The organism is [Clostridium] saccharolyticum WM1 (genome assembly GCF_000144625.1).
GTDB lineage: Bacteria > Bacillota > Clostridia > Lachnospirales > Lachnospiraceae > Lacrimispora > Lacrimispora saccharolytica.
In genome coordinates, this window is record NC_014376.1 from 4,575,590 (window position 1) to 4,592,095 (window position 16,506).

Annotated in this window: 15 protein-coding genes; 5 read left to right on the forward strand and 10 right to left on the reverse strand. The window is 47.9% G+C overall.

The window, feature by feature from the left end:
- Window position 1: 1 nt before the first annotated feature.
- Both CLOSA_RS21215 and CLOSA_RS21220 read left to right on the forward strand, forming a co-directional pair.
- Window positions 2-1,093 (forward strand): sensor histidine kinase, encoded by a 1,092-nt coding sequence (locus tag CLOSA_RS21215; protein ID WP_013274782.1) that lies wholly within the window; start codon window positions 2-4, stop codon window positions 1,091-1,093.
- A complete protein-coding gene (locus CLOSA_RS21220; protein ID WP_013274783.1) occupies window positions 1,086-1,796 on the forward strand; it encodes a response regulator in 711 nt (236 codons plus the stop codon). Before CLOSA_RS21215 ends, CLOSA_RS21220 begins: the two co-directional genes overlap by 8 nt.
- On the opposite strand, the gene CLOSA_RS21225 is transcribed toward CLOSA_RS21220, so the two are convergent.
- The 4 genes from CLOSA_RS21225 to CLOSA_RS21240 all read right to left on the reverse strand — a co-directional run bounded on the left by CLOSA_RS21225 (window position 1,793) and on the right by CLOSA_RS21240 (window position 5,225).
- Window positions 1,793-2,785, reverse strand: a complete 993-nt coding sequence (locus CLOSA_RS21225) for a 3'-5' exonuclease (protein WP_013274784.1) — start codon at window positions 2,783-2,785, stop codon at window positions 1,793-1,795. The two genes, CLOSA_RS21220 and CLOSA_RS21225, sit on opposite strands and share 4 nt — an antisense overlap.
- A 32-nt stretch (window positions 2,786-2,817) precedes the next feature.
- Window positions 2,818-3,030, reverse strand: coding sequence for a DUF3006 domain-containing protein (locus tag CLOSA_RS21230; RefSeq protein WP_041709559.1), 213 nt, complete (start codon window positions 3,028-3,030; stop codon window positions 2,818-2,820).
- A gap of 28 nt (window positions 3,031-3,058) precedes the next feature.
- Window positions 3,059-4,141: a ComEC/Rec2 family competence protein gene (locus CLOSA_RS21235; RefSeq protein WP_013274786.1), complete on the reverse strand. Its 1,083-nt coding sequence runs from the start codon at window positions 4,139-4,141 to the stop codon at window positions 3,059-3,061.
- 130 nt (window positions 4,142-4,271) lie between these two features.
- On the reverse strand, window positions 4,272-5,225 hold the full coding sequence (locus CLOSA_RS21240; protein ID WP_013274787.1) for a cell wall-binding protein: 954 nt from the start codon (window positions 5,223-5,225) through the stop codon (window positions 4,272-4,274).
- Between the two features lie 472 nt (window positions 5,226-5,697).
- Here CLOSA_RS21240 and CLOSA_RS21245 point away from each other — a divergent pair, with 472 nt between their 5' ends.
- The 3 genes from CLOSA_RS21245 to CLOSA_RS21255 all read left to right on the forward strand — a co-directional run bounded on the left by CLOSA_RS21245 (window position 5,698) and on the right by CLOSA_RS21255 (window position 8,848).
- Window positions 5,698-6,561 (forward strand): carbohydrate ABC transporter permease, encoded by an 864-nt coding sequence (locus CLOSA_RS21245; RefSeq protein ID WP_013274788.1) that lies wholly within the window; start codon window positions 5,698-5,700, stop codon window positions 6,559-6,561.
- Window positions 6,561-7,376: a carbohydrate ABC transporter permease gene (locus tag CLOSA_RS21250; RefSeq protein WP_013274789.1), complete on the forward strand. Its 816-nt coding sequence runs from the start codon at window positions 6,561-6,563 to the stop codon at window positions 7,374-7,376. The genes CLOSA_RS21245 and CLOSA_RS21250 overlap by 1 nt, the downstream gene beginning before the upstream one ends.
- A 65-nt stretch (window positions 7,377-7,441) precedes the next feature.
- Window positions 7,442-8,848 carry an ABC transporter substrate-binding protein gene (locus CLOSA_RS21255; protein ID WP_013274790.1) on the forward strand — a complete coding sequence of 469 codons (1,407 nt, stop codon included), beginning with the start codon at window positions 7,442-7,444 and terminating at the stop codon, window positions 8,846-8,848.
- Window positions 8,849-8,929: 81 nt separating this feature from the next.
- Here CLOSA_RS21255 and CLOSA_RS21260 read toward each other — a convergent pair whose 3' ends face one another.
- From CLOSA_RS21260 to CLOSA_RS21285, 6 genes are all read right to left on the reverse strand, one after another.
- Window positions 8,930-10,291: an FAD-dependent oxidoreductase gene (locus CLOSA_RS21260; protein ID WP_013274791.1), complete on the reverse strand. Its 1,362-nt coding sequence runs from the start codon at window positions 10,289-10,291 to the stop codon at window positions 8,930-8,932.
- Between the two features lie 63 nt (window positions 10,292-10,354).
- Window positions 10,355-10,936, reverse strand: a complete 582-nt coding sequence (locus CLOSA_RS21265) for a hypothetical protein (protein WP_013274792.1) — start codon at window positions 10,934-10,936, stop codon at window positions 10,355-10,357.
- Window positions 10,937-10,979: 43 nt separating this feature from the next.
- Entirely contained in the window at window positions 10,980-13,133 is a 2,154-nt protein-coding gene (locus CLOSA_RS21270) for a hydantoinase/oxoprolinase family protein (RefSeq protein ID WP_013274793.1), read from the reverse strand.
- Window positions 13,134-13,158: 25 nt separating this feature from the next.
- Window positions 13,159-14,460 carry a hypothetical protein gene (locus tag CLOSA_RS21275; RefSeq protein WP_013274794.1) on the reverse strand — a complete coding sequence of 434 codons (1,302 nt, stop codon included), beginning with the start codon at window positions 14,458-14,460 and terminating at the stop codon, window positions 13,159-13,161.
- 33 nt (window positions 14,461-14,493) lie between these two features.
- Window positions 14,494-15,189, reverse strand: a complete 696-nt coding sequence (locus CLOSA_RS21280) for a hypothetical protein (protein ID WP_013274795.1) — start codon at window positions 15,187-15,189, stop codon at window positions 14,494-14,496.
- A gap of 46 nt (window positions 15,190-15,235) precedes the next feature.
- A complete protein-coding gene (locus CLOSA_RS21285; protein ID WP_013274796.1) occupies window positions 15,236-16,222 on the reverse strand; it encodes a winged helix-turn-helix transcriptional regulator in 987 nt (328 codons plus the stop codon).
- Between the last annotated feature and the right edge of the window lie 284 nt (window positions 16,223-16,506).

Genomic DNA, 16,506 nt, shown 5'->3' on the forward strand with positions numbered 1-16,506 from the left:
TATGAAGATGCATCAAATACTATCAAAAAGGGACCTGCTTCGGAATTTTCTGATCACCTTTCATTCCCTGCTGGTGGCCACCATTCTCTCCTACATGATGCATATACTGGGAGGGTATACGAATAATGTAGGAATCATCTATATGATGGCAGTGGTATTGGTCTCCCGCTATTCCACCGGCTACGTACCGGGAGTCATTGCCTCCTTTATCAGCGTGATCTGTGTAAACTTTGTGTTTACTTATCCATATATGGCTTTTAATTTTACAATGGAAGGATATCCGGTTACCTTCATTGCACTGCTGGTCATTTCAACTATTACAAGCGCTACTACGACTCACCTGAAGGAACAAAGCCGAATCCTGAACGAACGGGAAAAGCGGTTGATGGAGGCAGAGAAGGAAGCCCTGAGAGCCAATCTTTTACGAGCCATTTCCCATGACCTGCGGACGCCCCTCACAGGAATTATCGGCGCCAGCAGCACATACCTGGAAAACTTCGGCAATATGCCGGAGTCAGAAAAAACTAGCCTGGTTACCAACATCCGGGAAGATGCCAACTGGCTCTTAAATATGGTGGAAAACCTATTAAGTGTCACCAGGATCCGTGATACCGGTGCCCACGTTCTAAAACGCCCGGAGCCATTGGAGGAGGTGGCATCGGAATCCATAGAACGGTTTCGCAAAAGACTTCCCGATTCCATTGTACGTGTAACCGTGCCGGATGAGTTTGTCATGGTTCCCATGGATGCCACATTGATCGAGCAGGTGATCATCAATCTTCTGGAAAATGCTGTCTATCATTCCAATTCAACGGAACCGATCCGCCTGTCCATCTCCGTGGAGGATGGGTATGCCCGGTTTGAAGTGAGGGATCATGGCGTGGGGATTTCCCCGGAACGGCTGGATACTTTATTTGACGGCTTCACCTCATCACCTAACAGCAGCTATGATTCCCATAAAGGAATGGGAATCGGGCTTTCTATCTGTAAGGCCATTGTCACTGCTCACGGCGGGAACATCAAAGCAGCCAATGAGGAGCATGGCGCGGTTTTTACATTTACACTACCATTAGGGGAGAATGCTTATGAATAAGTTTACAATAGTCATGATTGAAGACGAAAAGAATATCTGCAACTTTATTGAAAGCGCTTTAGAAAGACATGATTATAAAGTGAATACAGCCCATAACGGCCGGGATGGGCTGGCCCTGATCAATTCCCTCTGCCCCGATGTGATCCTACTGGATCTTGGGCTTCCTGACCTGGACGGGATTGATATCATAAAAAGTGTCCGAAGCTGGACTTCCATTCCCATTATTGTTATCTCTGCCAGGACCCAGGAGCATGAAAAGGTGGCTGCTCTTGATTATGGTGCCGATGATTATATTACAAAGCCCTTTGGGACCAGCGAGCTGTTAGCCAGGATCCGCACTGCCCTGCGCCATGGAAGGCCTACGGTCAGTACGGTGGATGGTTCTGTCATCCCCACGCCATACAAGAGCGACGGTCTGGTCATTGATTTCGCCAAGCGTCTGGTCACACTGGAGGGCCATAAAATTCATTTGACCCAGATCGAATACAAGCTGGTCTCCCTTCTTGCCATTCATTCCGGCAAGGTCCTGACCTATGACTACATCATAAGCCATATCTGGGGACCTTACGCGGATAATAACAACCAGATCCTTCGGGTCAATATGGCCCATATCCGCAGAAAGATAGAGATTAATCCGGCAGAGCCAAACTATATTTTCACGGAAATCGGAGTCGGTTACCGAATGAAAGAAAGCGAGATTTAGGAAAGGGGGGAATCCCCCTTCTTTTTATTAATCTTCCGGACCCTTGTCTTTTCCACCCGTTTTTTTCTGGTCTCTTCCTTTTTCTCGTAAATCTCCGGGATTTCCTCCTCTCCCACCAGTCTCATGGTCTTCACCACGTAGACACGGCCGTCATCGCAGCGCCTCATACGGATCTTGCCTTTTACGTGCCCATGTTCCGGGCAGCAGCCAAGGGCCGTATAAAACTTCTGGTTCACGGAAAACCATCTGATCTTCTTTCTCAGCATCCGGTTGCATTTGCAGCAGATCAGATCGGTTACGGTTTTGTCCCCTATGGCATCCTGCTTTGTCTCAAAGGGCCTTGAAATGTATTTGGAATACCCTGGAAAAACCAGATATACCTCTTCATCCTTATTTTCCGGCAGACGGTAATAATCCGTTGACCAGTATTCCCGGACTTTCATAAAATCCATTTTATACAGTATGCGGCCGGTGTAATGGGCATCGTCAAGTGCCCGGTGGAAAGGCCGGTCTTCCATGACCTGCTGCTCTAAAACCGCTATGTCAAGGGACTGCCTATCCTTGCCGTCCCCATAGAGCAGGCTGTAAAGTTTCTGCACATCATAATAGAGAAAAGGCTTTGGAAAAGGATTTAAGATACCATAATAAGCCATATTCCTCTGCAGCTCCGTTAAGTCCATGGATCCCCAGGTGCAGAACACGGCTTCCTCCCCGCACCACGTAAGAAAATCCTTTACGGCTTCCTCAAAGTTCCGTCCTTCCTGGATCAGGGTCTTTTCGTCCATGTGGGTCACTTCCAGTATCTTTTCATGAAGCTCAGGATAGATCCGCGGTCGGATCAGCCTCTTAAATTCTCCAACCTCTTCCATTGCTTCATTGAGCTTTACCGCTCCGATCTCAATGATTTCAAAGGGCAGGTGCTCCACAGCCTCATCCTTCCCTCCGGCACTCTGGTTCCATTCCAGATCCAGTACAATATAATCCTTCATATTCTGCTCTCTGTTTTTCACCCTTTCATCCTTTATTCTGTCAGACCTTTCAGCTTGTTACGAATCCTCTGCCTCCGCCTTTCCGTCTCTTCCCTCTCAAGAGTCCAAGTCCCATCCGCCTTTGTAAGGATATCCCCCTCCCTTACTCCTTCCGGCAGTTCCAAGGCCTGAACCTTTACCATGTCTCCGTTTTCATCCTCACAGATAACGATGGTTTCTCCAATTCTGTCTATGGTATACTTCATAACCGTTCCTTTTCCTTTCCCAGCCAGGCTAAGGGCTGCAGCTTTGGCAGGGTTCATACCCCTGCCTGATCAGTTCCTCTCTGGAACCCTGATAGGTCTTCCGGTTTTCTTCCTTTATGGAAGACGCTGATTTACAGTCCGGCCGGTGAAACTTTTTGGTATTGGTATTTATAACATAGCCCTGGGCGTCTGGCGTATCCTTAGTTCTGTCCTTTTCTGGGAATTCCCCGGTTTCAGGAAAGGCGATCCTGGTACCGTCGCTTACCGCCACAATGGTACCAAGCCGGTCTGTCCGCAAGGCCTTAATGCCCCTCTCCTTTAACATATTCAGGATCTCCTTGTGAGGATGCCCATAATCATTATTTTTTCCGCAGGAAATCACCACAAACTCCGGATCGACCCTGTCCAGAAAGCCCGGAGACGACGAGGTGGAACTTCCATGATGGGATAGTTTCAGCACATCGGCCTTTAAAGAAAAGCCGCCGGCTGCCATATCCTCTTCCGCTTCCTTTTCCGCATCTCCGCATAGAACAAAGCTGTTATTTCCATAATCCAGACGGATACCAACGGACCAGTTGTTCAAATTATCTCCATAGTCCCCGGCGGGAGCAATGATCTGGAAAGACGCATCTCCCAGAGGATAAGTATCACCCGGTTTTGGAAGGGTGACGTTCAGCCGTTTCTCCCCTATGGCATCCAACAGGCCTTCATAAACTTTGGTGGTATGTTCCTTTTCCGGCAAAAAGACCTTCTGGATTTCAAACTTCCGGATGATGGTCTCCATGCCGCCGATATGATCGGAATGGGGATGGGTTCCGATCACGTAATCCAGGGTCTTCACTCCCTGCTTTTCCAAATAGGAAGCCACCGTTTCCCCCTGGTCCCTTTCTCCTGCATCTATGAGCATAAAATGTCCGTCTTTTTCAATCAGAGTGCTGTCCCCCTGGCCCACGTCAATAAAATGTACTCTTAAATCCGTACCTGCCCCGTATCTCTCACGTTCCTTTGGGAATGAGGTGGATCTTACCGCTGCCGGTCCGCACCCTGCCATGCACAGGGTGATGAGGACAACCGCTGCTGCCAGTATCCGCTTATAAAATTTTTCTGCCATTTGCATCTGCCTCCGCCCTGTTATTATATGATAGAATCCTTAATCCTACAAGCTTTTTTCCAAGGCAGCGGCCTTCTGTGCCGTCAAAAAGGCGGGCTGCAAAAAGCAGCCCGCCAATTCCTTTTAAACCTTAAGGAAGCTTTGCTCCGTCAGCTCCCACCCGAAAACCATCTGGCGTTGTGGTATTGGTAAGCATATGTCCGCCAGTACTATCACAGTAAAACTGCTTCCCGTTCCACTGGACCCAGCCGGTGGCCATATAGCCCTTTTCATTGAAGAAATACCACTGTCCGTTAATATTCTGCCAGTTACCTGCCGGATAGCTTCCATCGGCGTTCACATACCACCAGCCGTTTTCATCCTGCTTCCAACCGCCTTTGTTTCCGGAGGAAGTACGGTTTTGCTCCGCAGCCGCCCCATCCACATAGTTGACGGAAGACTCTACCCAGTCGCCTTTATTTCCCGGATTCTGCCTGCTTACCGGGCGCACCTTAAAGGTGTAGGTTCCCGCTTTTGCCAGGGACTCTGACAGATCCAGACTGGTCCCCGTGGCGGTCTTTACCCCTCCTGTATGCTTTCCGTCACGGTACAGCTTCACTTCATAGCTCCCCGCCCCGGCGGAAGGACTCCATATAGCCAGAGTTTTAGATCCCCATTCCGCACTTGTTATGGCCTGGGAGGACTCTCCCACTCTGGGAAGGTCAATGGTCACTGTCAGTGTCTGGCTGAAATCTTCCTTTGCCTGCTTTACATAAGTTCCTCCATTAATGGTGAAACCTGATTCCGGAGCGGCAAAATAATACCCTTCCTGAGCATACAGCTTCACTTCCATCCTGGGTACATCCTGTTCATACCACTGAAATCCGCTGTTGGTAAATTCATACTCTCCCACATCGATCTTGCCGGTTTTTACCGTCACCTCCGCCTGCTGGTCGGAAACAGATCCGCCAGGAACCACATCGGCTGTCACGGTTATGTTCACAGTTGTGATCTTCTTTCTGACAGCTGCCATAGCCGTCATGGAGTTTAATCCTGCTGCCATCGTTACAGTCAGCACCAGTGATAAGATTCTTTTACCATTCATAAACATTCCCCGTCTTTCTTCCATAAATTTCATATTGCATTGAGTAGACCCATTATAACCCATTTCAGGGCGTTTGTGAATAACCTTTCTTGTTTCCTTAAGCTTTCCATGATGGTTCAGATGCCATCTGCCGGAACAACGGCGGATCTTCCGGTTTTATTTTGGAGCAAACCGCTTTTTCGGGGATTTGTTGTTCATTAAGTATATTTTAACTTATTGATTAATTTCTTTTTTATTGATAATGATTCCTTTATTTTCTCACTTGTTAATAATATATCAAAAATTAACTAAAATTATAGCGGATTGTCGCAGAAATATATTGCATTATGACCATTAATATGATAAACTAACGTCAATGAAACATTTGCTAGAGAAAAAGAGAAAGCAGACGTTACATTTCCGCCATTATCTCTAAGACGGAATGTAATGCCGGTTCTCTTTTTCTTTTTAGGAAAAGGAGGATAAGTTTTTCATGAAAAAGAAGCCGTTTTTCCGTGTGATCGAGCCTTATCTGTATTTATTGCCTGCCATGTTTTTCTTCTCGGCATTCCTGTTCTGGCCATTCCTGAAGACCATTTGGCTCAGTTTTGCCATGACGACTCCCCTTGGAGCGGTTTCCTCCCTTGTGGGCCTAGGGAACTATTTATCCATCTTCACCTCTCAGGCCTTCCAGAACAGCCTTCTGGTATCCTTTCAATATGCAGTCATGACCGTGTTCTGCTCCATTGTCATAGGGTTTATCCTGGCAATCATTAGCAATGAAGAAATTAAGGGAAAAAACCTGTTCCGTACCATTTATGCACTGCCCATGGCCATTTCCGCCGCGGCTGCTTCCGTTGTTTTCATGTTCATTTTCCACAGCAGCCTGGGAATCATCAACAAGGTCCTTGGAACCCACATCGGCTGGCTGACGGATCCTAGGTATGCGCTTGGTGCCGTCACCCTTGTGACCGTATGGATGAACATCGGGTTAAACTTTATATTTCTTACCGCCGCCTTGCAAAGCGTTCCCATGGACTTATATGAATGCGCGGCCATTGAAGGAGCCGGATTTTATGCCAAGCACAGGCACATCACCATTCCATGCATATCTCCTACCCTGTTTTTCCTTTTGATCATCAATGTCATCAATGCCCTTCAGGCTTACGCCCAGGTTAAGATGATGACCCAGGGCGGCCCTTCCGGAAGCACCAACGTCATCGTATACCAAATCTATCAGGAAGCCTTTATCAACAGCCGGTTCGGCATGGCCTGCGCAGAATCCATCGTTTTGTTTATAATCCTGATGGTTCTGACTCTGCTTCAATTTAAACTGGAAAAGAAGGTGACCTATTGATGAAAAACAAACTGGTGAAATATTTGCTTTATACCTTAAATATCCTTTTTGCAATCGTCATCATCTCACCTGTTGTCTACTGCTTTAACGTCAGCATGATGACCATGAAGGAAGTATTTTCCGGCGGCTTCTGGCCAAGGCAGCTGATTTTGGATAATTACAGAAAGGCCCTGCAGCTGGCCCCGTTCTTTACCTTTATCAAAAACTCCTTGATCGTATCCGGTACGGTTACTTTTGGGCAGATCGGCACCGGAGCTTTGGCGGCCTATGCCTTTTCCATGATGAAATTCCGCGGCAGGAACGCCCTGTTTTTGCTTATGCTTGCTACTATGATGATCCCAAGTCAGGCAATCATCATAGCAAACTACTTAATCATCTGCGACCTGGGGCTTAAGAATACTTATACCGCCCTGATCCTCCCAAATGTTGCATCTGCCTTTGCGGTGTTTAACATGAGACAGGCATTCCTTCAGCTTCCCATGGAAATCAAAGAGGCTGCGGATATTGACGGATGCAGCAACTTCCGTTTCTTCTGCTTCATCGCCCTGCCTCTTGTAAAACCGTCTATGGGCGCACTTGGCATCTACATATTCCTTCAAAGCTGGAATCACTATTTATGGCCCCTGCTTGTAACGGATTCCGTAAACATGAGAACCGTTCAGATCGGTCTGGGCATGCTTCAGGGTGCGGAATCCACGGACTTCCGTCCGGTCATGGCCGGCTCCATGATCATTCTGGTCCCCTCCATCCTGGCTTTTGTATTAGGACAGAAGCAATTGATTTCCGGACTCACTTCAGGTTCTGTTAAAGGGTAAGTATTTTATGCAGGCCTATTGGGACTGTGTAGAGATAAAATCTATATAATTAAAGGAGGATTTATATGAAAAGAAGAAAAAGATGGCTGGCGGCAATTATGGCTGCAGTCATGTCCATGACTCTTGCAGCATGCGGAGGAGGTGCTGCCACTTCCGGGCAAACCACAGCGGCAGGCTCCACAGAAGCCCCTGACACCAAAGCCGCAGCGGACACAAAGGCCCCTGCGGAAGGCGGAAAGACAGTCATCACCTTATGGCATGCCATGGGAGGCGTTAACGGAGAAGCAACCGAAGCTCTGGTTAAGGCATTTAACGAATCCCAGAATGAGATTGAAGTGAAAAGTGAATATCAGGGAACCTATGATGACTTAATCACCAAACTGAAAGCGGCCATGCAAAGCGGCAACATGCCGGATGTATGCCAGATGTATGACATCGGAACAAAGTTCATGACCGACAGCGGTTATGCCATTCCGGTGCAGGATATGTTTGCCACTACAAACTTTGATCCTTCCACCGTTATGAACATCATCACCAGCTACTATACGGTAGACGGAAAACAAATGTCCATGCCATTTAACGTCTCCACCCCCATGCTGTACTACAACAAGGACGTTTTTAAGGCTGCAGGCTTAGACCCCAACACTCCTCCCAAGACATTTGATGAGGTTTTGGAATTTTCCAAGAAAATTGTGGAAAGCAAAGCTGCTCCGGTAGGCTATGCCCAGGCCATTTACGGCTGGTTCTTTGAACAGCAGATCGCCGGACAGGGAAAATATTATGCAAACAATGAAAACGGGCGGAAAGCCCCTGCCACGGAAGTGGATTTCTTAAACAACGGAGCAGGATTAAAGATTTTTGAAACCTGGAAAAAGCTCATGGATTCCGGATATGCGGCAAACTACGGAAGCACCACCGCAGATACTCAGACCGCATTCTTCTCTGGTCAGACTGCCATGATCATTGAATCCACGGCAATCCTTAAAAATGCTACGGCCAGCAGCGATTTTGAAATCGGTACCGGATACCTTCCAAAGATTGATGCAAGTGCTGCCGACGGCGGTGTAATCATCGGTGGCGCCTCCTTATGGATGATGGATAATAAGGATGAGGCAAAAAAGAACGCTGCCTGGAAGTTTATTGAATTTACCACCACACCGGATTCCCAGGCCACCTGGAGCATGTCCACCGGCTATTTTGCAGTTAACCCCAAGGCTTATGAAACTCCGGCCATGAAGGATTTCATTGCCCAGAATCCGAATTTTACCACTGCGATCAACCAGCTTAAGGATACTCCTGTAAACGGATACACCGCAGGCGTATTATCAGGAGTGGCTACCGAGTCCAGAAAGCTCTTTAACGAAGCAATGGAAAAGACCTATGACGGTACTTATACTCCGGAACAGGCGATCGATTTCCTGGCTGAAAAAGTGAATGCAGCCATTGCAAATTACAATTCTTCCACAAAATAAGAGAAAAAAGGGACTGTCGCACCATATTCCGTGCAACAGTCCCCTTTGTTTGTTTAAAGCTTCATGCATGAGACGGCTGATTCAGCAATAAGGCTCAAGAAACGCCCCGCCGGCCTTTAAGGTTTCCCGGAGCTGAACCACATCAATGGCAGCCACACTGATCCCCTGGCCTGCTGCAAGAGCCGCCGCAGTGCCGGCCCCTTGGCTGATGGCCATCAGTATGGGAGTTACGCGAACGGCCGCACAGGCTTCGTGAGTTGCACTCATGCAGCGCCCGGTCACCAGTAAGTTATCCAGCTCATTGGTGTATAAGCAGCGGTAGGGAATGGAATACCAGCTTCCCTTTTTTAAATAATGATGCTCCATGGTCCCCCCGTCGGGTGAATGGATGTCGATGGGATAGCCGCCCATGGCGATTGCATCCTCAAACATCTTATTCTGAAGAAGGTCCGCAGCCGTCAGCTTATATGCGCCGTTGATCTTGCGGCTTTCCCTGATTCCGATATGAGGTCCTGTGGAAACAATCACTGCCTGTTCGAATCCCGGGATGTATTTTTTCATGAAATTTACAATGATATGAGCCTGTCTTCTGCCCTCTATTTCCGCCTCGGTCAGATCAAAGGAATCCACCGCACTTTTTTTCACGATCCGGGACATATTAAGGATATATTCTCCCAGATTATTGGTTTCAAAGCACAGCACCATATCCCTGTCAATGGGAAATTCCCCTGCTTCCCTGGCCTTTTTGATAATAGAATACGCTCCCTGGACTCCGCTTCTTGGAATCAGCTCCAGACGGTCAAAGGGAATGGTAGAAAGCATATCATCCGAATGGCTTTTTACATATTCCATGACTCTTTCCCTATCTACGTTCCGCACCTTAAGGTTCATGGTCATGGGCTGGGCAAGATGGTCCTCTTCCCTTCCATAGACGCTTTCAATTCCGGCGTGAGTTGCAAGATCCCCGTCTGCCGAAGCGTCAATAAAGACCGATGCGGCTGCATCAAAGAACCCCTGTTTCCCATACAGATGCACTTTGCTGATTTTCCGCCCCTCCCGTTCACAGCCGGTGTAAACGGTGTGATACAAAAGATCAGCCCCCGATTCCCGGACCATGGTCTCCAGAACCAGCTTCATTCCTTCCGCGTCAAAGGGTGTTATGGAACTGGCATACCCTACAAAATCCTCCATATGACCAGGGGAAAATCCCTCGTTCACCATTCGCTCCACGATTTCCTCAGCGATTCCCTGCACAACCTGTGTGCTGCCTGCATGAAAGGTCATCTGGGGGCCAGTGCCCGCCATGGTCAGCATTCCTCCCAGACATCCGTTCTGTTCCACAAGAAGCGTTCTGGCTCCGTTTCTGGCGCTGGCAATGGCCGCTGATGTTCCTGCCGGTCCTCCGCCGATCACAACCACATCATAATTCAAATCCTGTTTCATATACCTTCTCCTTTTTCTTTCCCGCCCGGTATGGGCATAAAGGGATACCACCAAGGGCATTTCTTATTCCTGGCCGTTATTGAGGGCAGGATGGTGCTCTTGGGAAGCCGCTGCCAACTGGTGGTAGCGGCAGGCAAACCCATGAGCTCCGATTTCCGACAGCGCCCGGATTCCCGTCCGCCCTATTTTTAATCTGCCCAGCCTTACAATCGGCACCTGATAATCCTTACTGGTCAGTCCCAGCTCACTCCATTCCAGAAAATGATAGTATTCATGGCTCAGTATCAGGTTTACTGCCTCATCTGTCTCCATCCCGTTTTCCTCTGCCCAGAGAGAAATAGATTTCATATAGAGGTGGATCAGCTTCTGCCCGGTTAAATAATCACTGAAGTATCTCTGATTTCCCATGACGTAGTCGGTATCCACCGTTTCACAGGTGAGGCCGCTTTCTTTCACGATTCTCATAAAATTCTTTTCTCCCCGGTAACGCTTAAAAACCAGCTCTGCTGCCCTTATTCCTTTCATCCAGGCATTTTCTGTGATGACCGGTCTGTCGCATTCAGGAATCTTGCCGTAACAGATGTCACGGCTCAGCTCTTCGTCAGCCAGTTCCCTGCCGGGAAACGGCATGGAAATTTTATTCAAGATTTTTCACCGCCTGTCCGTTCTTCCTCATATTCCTCAAACTTTATGAATCTGCCCTTTTCGTTGCCACAATCAAAATCTTTTCCTCTTTGTCAAAGCCCGTAAGCTCTGCATTACCCAGGCCGCAGATCTGCTCCCGGTTCTGAAGGCCTGACAGATCAATGATACGTTTTCCTGATACCAGATAAATATTAGGCAGATTGGCGCCTCCGTCATTAAACACGGTCAGTTCTTCCAGAAACCAGTCAGCCTTTGCTTCCCATTCCTTTATCTTTGCCTCCGCAACAAGAGCATTGTTTTTCTGAAGCCGGATGACCCCCTCTTCATCGATCAGGCGCAGGGGAGTGGTGGTCGTTTTCACCAGACCCAGTAATTTTCTTTCCACCTTCTTATACTGAACCGCATACATACGGCCGTTCTCAGCCGTAACGGACAGTTCCTCCGGAGCTACTGACAGATTATCAGCAGACAGCTTTATAAGCTCTTTCACAGACAGCTTTGCACTGCCCAGGGTTTTGCTTCTCATTTCCGTAGCACCAACAGCAATCGCCCTTACAAGATTTTTCTGGGTATCAACATCCACATGAATCTCAATGGTTCCGGGCGCGGCACCGCTTTGTATGGCTTTCTGCTCCGCCTCCCTGCGGATGCTTAAAATATCTTCCTGGGAGGGATTTGACACCGTTCGTTCCACCATATCCCGGACCATGGCCAGGGCCACGCCAATGGTAGAAATGACCGCCGCATTGCCCGCGATCCGGCATTTATGCTTCAGGGTTTCGGCCAGATGAGGCACCACGCTGGCCGCTCCGCCGCCTCCGCCTACAAAAACCGTCTGCTCCGGCCGCATTTTATAATCCTTCATCAGCTGCTCTGCCACTTTCGCATTTTTTGCTGCCGCAAAGGCCATTACCTTTTTAGCAGCTTCCTCCACGGTGCAGCCCATGTTTTCTGCCAGGGGCTTCCATGCCTTCCTGGCCGCCTCCACATTCCCATAGGCGTAATCCTCCGGCTTCACATAACCGGCAATGTTGGCTGCCCCGGCCATGGTCAGGGTGACCCTTACTCCGTTGTCGCATACGATTACCGCGTAATCCGGATCAGTGGACACCGGCCTGACCGTCTCAAGCCTTGGATTCCGGATCAGGCCGGCATCCGTATAGACTTCATAATCCAGTCCTGCGATATGGGCACTTCTGGGCCCCATATCCACCGCCTTTCCATCCCTTATCTGGACCATGCTTCCGCCTCCGATTCCCACGGTCCTCACATCCAGGCTGTTTAAATAGGTTTTATGTCCTCCCACCTCAGCGTACTGGATCATGACCTTGCCATCCTTCACACAGGAGATATCCGTTGATGTACCGCCGACTTCAAAAAACAGGCCATCCGTCAGCTTTTCATACATCAGCGCTCCGGCAACTCCGGCAGCCGGTCCTGAAAGAATGGTCATAATAGGCCGGTTTCTTACCTCATCCACGGTCATGACCCCGCCGTCACACCGCATCACCATAAGCGGGCTTTTGATCCCTGCGTCCTTAATGCTTTTTTCCGTCATGGTGGCAGCTTCCAGCATTTTAGGCATAATGCTGGCATTCACCACGGCGGTCCTGGTTCTTATCTTTAAGCCGTACAGCTTGGAGATCTCATTGGTAGCGGTTCCCGGAACCTCCATCTTCCTGCACATCTCCAGAGCCATGTTTTCATTGACCGGATCATCCACGCTGAACGCTTCTGCCGCAACGATACTTGAAGCGTCCCGCTCCAATAAGGAATGGATGGCGTTTTCAATGGTGCTTTCCAGTTTTTCCGCCTCTGAAGTATCCGCATAAACATTCTGGCTCACCAGAAATTTTCCGGCTGCCAGTTCAATGTTTCCGATGTTTGTATCTGATTTGCTCTTTACTCCCTGCAAGCCGCTTCCAAGGGTCACAATGCCTACTGAGGCCACATCTCCTTCCAGAAGAGCATTGGTTGCCTGGGTCGTGCCGTGTGCGATAAAAACCACGTCCTCCGGGCTGATGCTGCAGTCTTCCATGATTTTTTGCAGCGCCTGTACAATTCCTTCCGCCACGCCTCTGGAAGAATTGTGGGTGGTCGGCGTTTTTACAACACCGACCAGCTCAAAAGTTTCATTATCAATGGCAACTGCATCCGTAAATGTGCCGCCGACATCAATTCCGATACGTACTTTCATAAAATAAAATCTCCTGTCTGAATGCTTAGAAGTATATAAATGCTGATATGATGACTCCGATCACCGAAACCGTCCAAAGGTATGGAAGCAGTTTTTTTGTTATGGTATTCACATCCACCTCGGCGAAATTTGCGGTCCAGACGTTCTGGGTATTGGTCGGATCTCCGCAGCCCTGTATCCTTTCCGCTGACAAAAACGCACCCATAACAGCCTGGGGATTCAGCGTTCCAAGGCCAATGACTAAAGCAGCGATACCGGACCCCAGTCCGAATAAGTTCATGGGACCTCTGTATAAGGATAAGGGGGCCAGGACACTGAAAAAGATGATGTATCCGATTTTTGATGAGGGAATTACCGCAATCAGGAACGGATTCAGCACTTCTTTTACCATGGCATGAGTTACCGCAAGATATAAGATACCAATGCCTATCATTAAAATGATTGCAGGTGCTGCATCCGTAATTCCATCATAGCAGGTTTTTACCAGAAGATTCATCGCCTTTGAAAAGCTCTTGGAGGTAAACACCAGGATCCATAAGATACCGGCCAGAAAGGAAGGAACTACAGGCACCTTTAAGAAAGCCACCAAAACAATGGGGATAAGGGGCGTGATCATCGCAAGCCCTCCGGTCATGCCCCGAAGCTGCTTGGTCTGGGCCTGGTCAGAGACAGGTGCGGAAAAAGCAAACTTGACTCCGTTTTTCTTAAACTCAACAAAGATCAGTACAATGGTGGCTGCCAGGGTAAGTACCAGCATATAGATCTCAAATCCTTTTATCTGGGCAATTTCCAGACCGAATATGCTGGAAAAGGAGGTCCAGTTGGCTATGTTAAAGCTGAGCCCTACGGCAAATGCCATTAAAAATATACTTGCTGCACTGACTGCAGGAACACCCACGGAAATGAGAATAGGCAGAACAATGGTTCCTACCATGATAACGGAACCAAGACCGCTTAAGGTCGTAAACAATAGAGCCACCGCAGTTACCATGATCAGCGTGACAATCAGCGGTCTGTCGCCTCCCAGTTCTGCACTCTTTTTAATAATGTTCTCAGTTACCCCCGTCTTGTTCATCAGCTGGCCCAGCCATGCGCCAAAAATAACGGCCATAATGGCGGATCCCATACGTACGGTACCGGCCTCCAAAACAGTGGAAAGCCAGCCGATCTGAGCTCCTTCCCCATTGACTCCCACGGCAGGAACTCCTGCAATCACGCAGATAACAACAGCCAATAGCGGCAGCGCCAGCAGGGTGGGCAGTTTTTTTGCCATCATAAATGCAGCGATTATAAGAAAAGCAATGATGATAAATGTTCCCTGTAACATACGTTTTTTCCTCCATATTCCCCATTATTAAGATTATAATTGATCCACTGCATGTTTAAATTGTCTGGTTACGGCTTTTACCTGATCCGCTGTCGGATCTTTTCCCATAACCACCGCTCCGATCATGACGGCTTTGCAGCCGGCTTCATAAAGATGTCTGACTTCCTCAGGACGGATCTTTTTCTGGGTAGGAATCAGGGTCGGCTTCCCTGCCTTGGCAGATATATCCGTATAACGGAGTATATCACCGTAGTTTAGCGGAGTCCCGTAAAGCTCTCCCGGCTGGACGCTGCATTCCAGTATATCAATGCCGGATAAACGCACCCCATCCAGGGTATTTTGATTATATGTACAGTCAATAGCCGCCATTTTAGTCAGTTTCCTGCTTTCCATCATATAACATGGCAGATGCTGCAGGTAAGAGGAAAAGAAACGAAGGCCCATTTCTTCCGCCTCCAGCCTTTCCTCATTGGTAATAAACGCATCTTCCCCACCAGGTACCAGTCCAACGGGTACCTCCCCGCAAAGTTTTATCAGTTCTTTTAAAAACCGGCGGTTTTCTTCATATGTCCCAAAGGTATGGCCGCTGGCGCGGTGCCATACATTTGCATGGACCTTAATTGCCTGCGCTCCCCCCTCCAGCGCAGCCCTGGCCAGCTCCAGATTGTTTTCCGGAAGGCTTACAACCAAAGTGAACTTGTTTTCTTTTACCATTGCCTTAAAATCCATTGACTTCTCCTTTCCAGGTGGCAGCTTGCCGGCGGCCGTCCGGCAGCTACATTTCATAAATCACTTTTTTCAGCACTCGCATGCCTAGATCTGTTTCCATATGGTTAATCACGGGCTTTACGGCCCTGATTTCAACAGCTTGTTTAATTAAACGTTTTTTCCGCAGCTGACCGCTGACTCGTTTTGCCAAGTCCTCTCCTTCTGTCAGCCTGCCTGATAAGTATACATTTTCTATGGGAAACAGCATGCAGATCATCTGCAGTATATTGACAATCCCTTCTGTCAGTCTGTCACTGGTTATTTTTTTATCCTCTGTTTCCACAAACGGAGTCATATCCGCTTTTTTTCCCGAACTCATATCAAGAAGCGTCCCATTGGCGGTTATGGATACAAATACCTTTTTTCCGATTTCAATATGGGCGCTGTTGGCACTCTCTTCTCTTTCCAGTATCTGCCGGAAAGAATAGACCTGGGAATATTCTTCTATGACCGGCACCTTAAACTGGGTCTTAACCGCTTCACAGAAAGAAATGGTGTCGGAAGACAAGGATGTGGAATACATGACATTAAAATCGCTGGGATTCATATCCTCCTGAAAAAGCAGGCCGATTCCGGCCAGCTGGCCATTGCATAGATTTTCTGCATCCTCTTTTAAATACTGAATGACCTTTTCCAGCAGCTCATTGCCTGTGATATAATAATCCGACAGGATCACACTGTCGCCTTTTTCCAGGGAAAGATCCATAAAATGGAGCACGGCCCTTCTCCAGCCGATTTCCAAAACGGCAATATACCCTTTGTTTTTATTAATTGACAGTTCGGTTCTCTTTCTGCCACCCGTAGAAACGGCAATTCCGCTTTCTTCGATCCAGCCCTTTTCCATCAATTCTGAAGTCAGAGAGGATACCGTGCTGGGGGAAAGCCCTATGATCTCCGATAATTCAATGCGGGAAACCGATTCCTTTTCCAGTATCACGCTCATGATCAACCGCAGATTTTCCCTTTTCATGTCCTGTAAACCGCTTTTTTTCATGTTTCTACCGCATCCTCCTTCTTTTTTCGGTCTCCGAAATAAGTATGTAATTTAAAAATATTCCATTTGCACGGAAATGTCAATGGATTATTTTTTACCTCCCGTATTTTAGGCAGAATGCACCAATTTTATTTTTTAATTTGTTAAGAATACCGAAATATTTAAGCTTTACAGAATCATTTTCTTTTGAATAATTATTTAATAATGATGGAACATCCAAAGAATTGTCAGTAATATAATTATATTTTATTAAATAATTAAAATTTAAGTACTGTTTAAGTATT

Excerpts from the sequence above, each read along its gene's own strand:
- CLOSA_RS21240 (WP_013274787.1), bottom strand. The coding sequence starts at position 5,225 with ATGAATGGTAAAAGAATCTTATCACTGGTGCTGACTGTAACGATGGCA.
- CLOSA_RS21220 (WP_013274783.1), top strand. The coding sequence starts at position 1,086 with ATGAATAAGTTTACAATAGTCATGATTGAAGACGAAAAGAATATCTGC.
- CLOSA_RS21230 (WP_041709559.1), bottom strand. The coding sequence starts at position 3,030 with ATGAAGTATACCATAGACAGAATTGGAGAAACCATCGTTATCTGTGAG.
- CLOSA_RS21285 (WP_013274796.1), bottom strand. The coding sequence starts at position 16,222 with ATGAAAAAAAGCGGTTTACAGGACATGAAAAGGGAAAATCTGCGGTTG.
- CLOSA_RS21235 (WP_013274786.1), bottom strand. The coding sequence starts at position 4,141 with ATGGCAGAAAAATTTTATAAGCGGATACTGGCAGCAGCGGTTGTCCTC.
- CLOSA_RS21275 (WP_013274794.1), bottom strand. The coding sequence starts at position 14,460 with ATGTTACAGGGAACATTTATCATCATTGCTTTTCTTATAATCGCTGCA.
- CLOSA_RS21270 (WP_013274793.1), bottom strand. The coding sequence starts at position 13,133 with ATGAAAGTACGTATCGGAATTGATGTCGGCGGCACATTTACGGATGCA.
- CLOSA_RS21245 (WP_013274788.1), top strand. The coding sequence starts at position 5,698 with ATGAAAAAGAAGCCGTTTTTCCGTGTGATCGAGCCTTATCTGTATTTA.
- CLOSA_RS21255 (WP_013274790.1), top strand. The coding sequence starts at position 7,442 with ATGAAAAGAAGAAAAAGATGGCTGGCGGCAATTATGGCTGCAGTCATG.
- CLOSA_RS21260 (WP_013274791.1), bottom strand. The coding sequence starts at position 10,291 with ATGAAACAGGATTTGAATTATGATGTGGTTGTGATCGGCGGAGGACCG.
- CLOSA_RS21225 (WP_013274784.1), bottom strand. The coding sequence starts at position 2,785 with ATGAAGGATTATATTGTACTGGATCTGGAATGGAACCAGAGTGCCGGA.
- CLOSA_RS21280 (WP_013274795.1), bottom strand. The coding sequence starts at position 15,189 with ATGGATTTTAAGGCAATGGTAAAAGAAAACAAGTTCACTTTGGTTGTA.
- CLOSA_RS21215 (WP_013274782.1), top strand. The coding sequence starts at position 2 with ATGAAGATGCATCAAATACTATCAAAAAGGGACCTGCTTCGGAATTTT.
- CLOSA_RS21250 (WP_013274789.1), top strand. The coding sequence starts at position 6,561 with ATGAAAAACAAACTGGTGAAATATTTGCTTTATACCTTAAATATCCTT.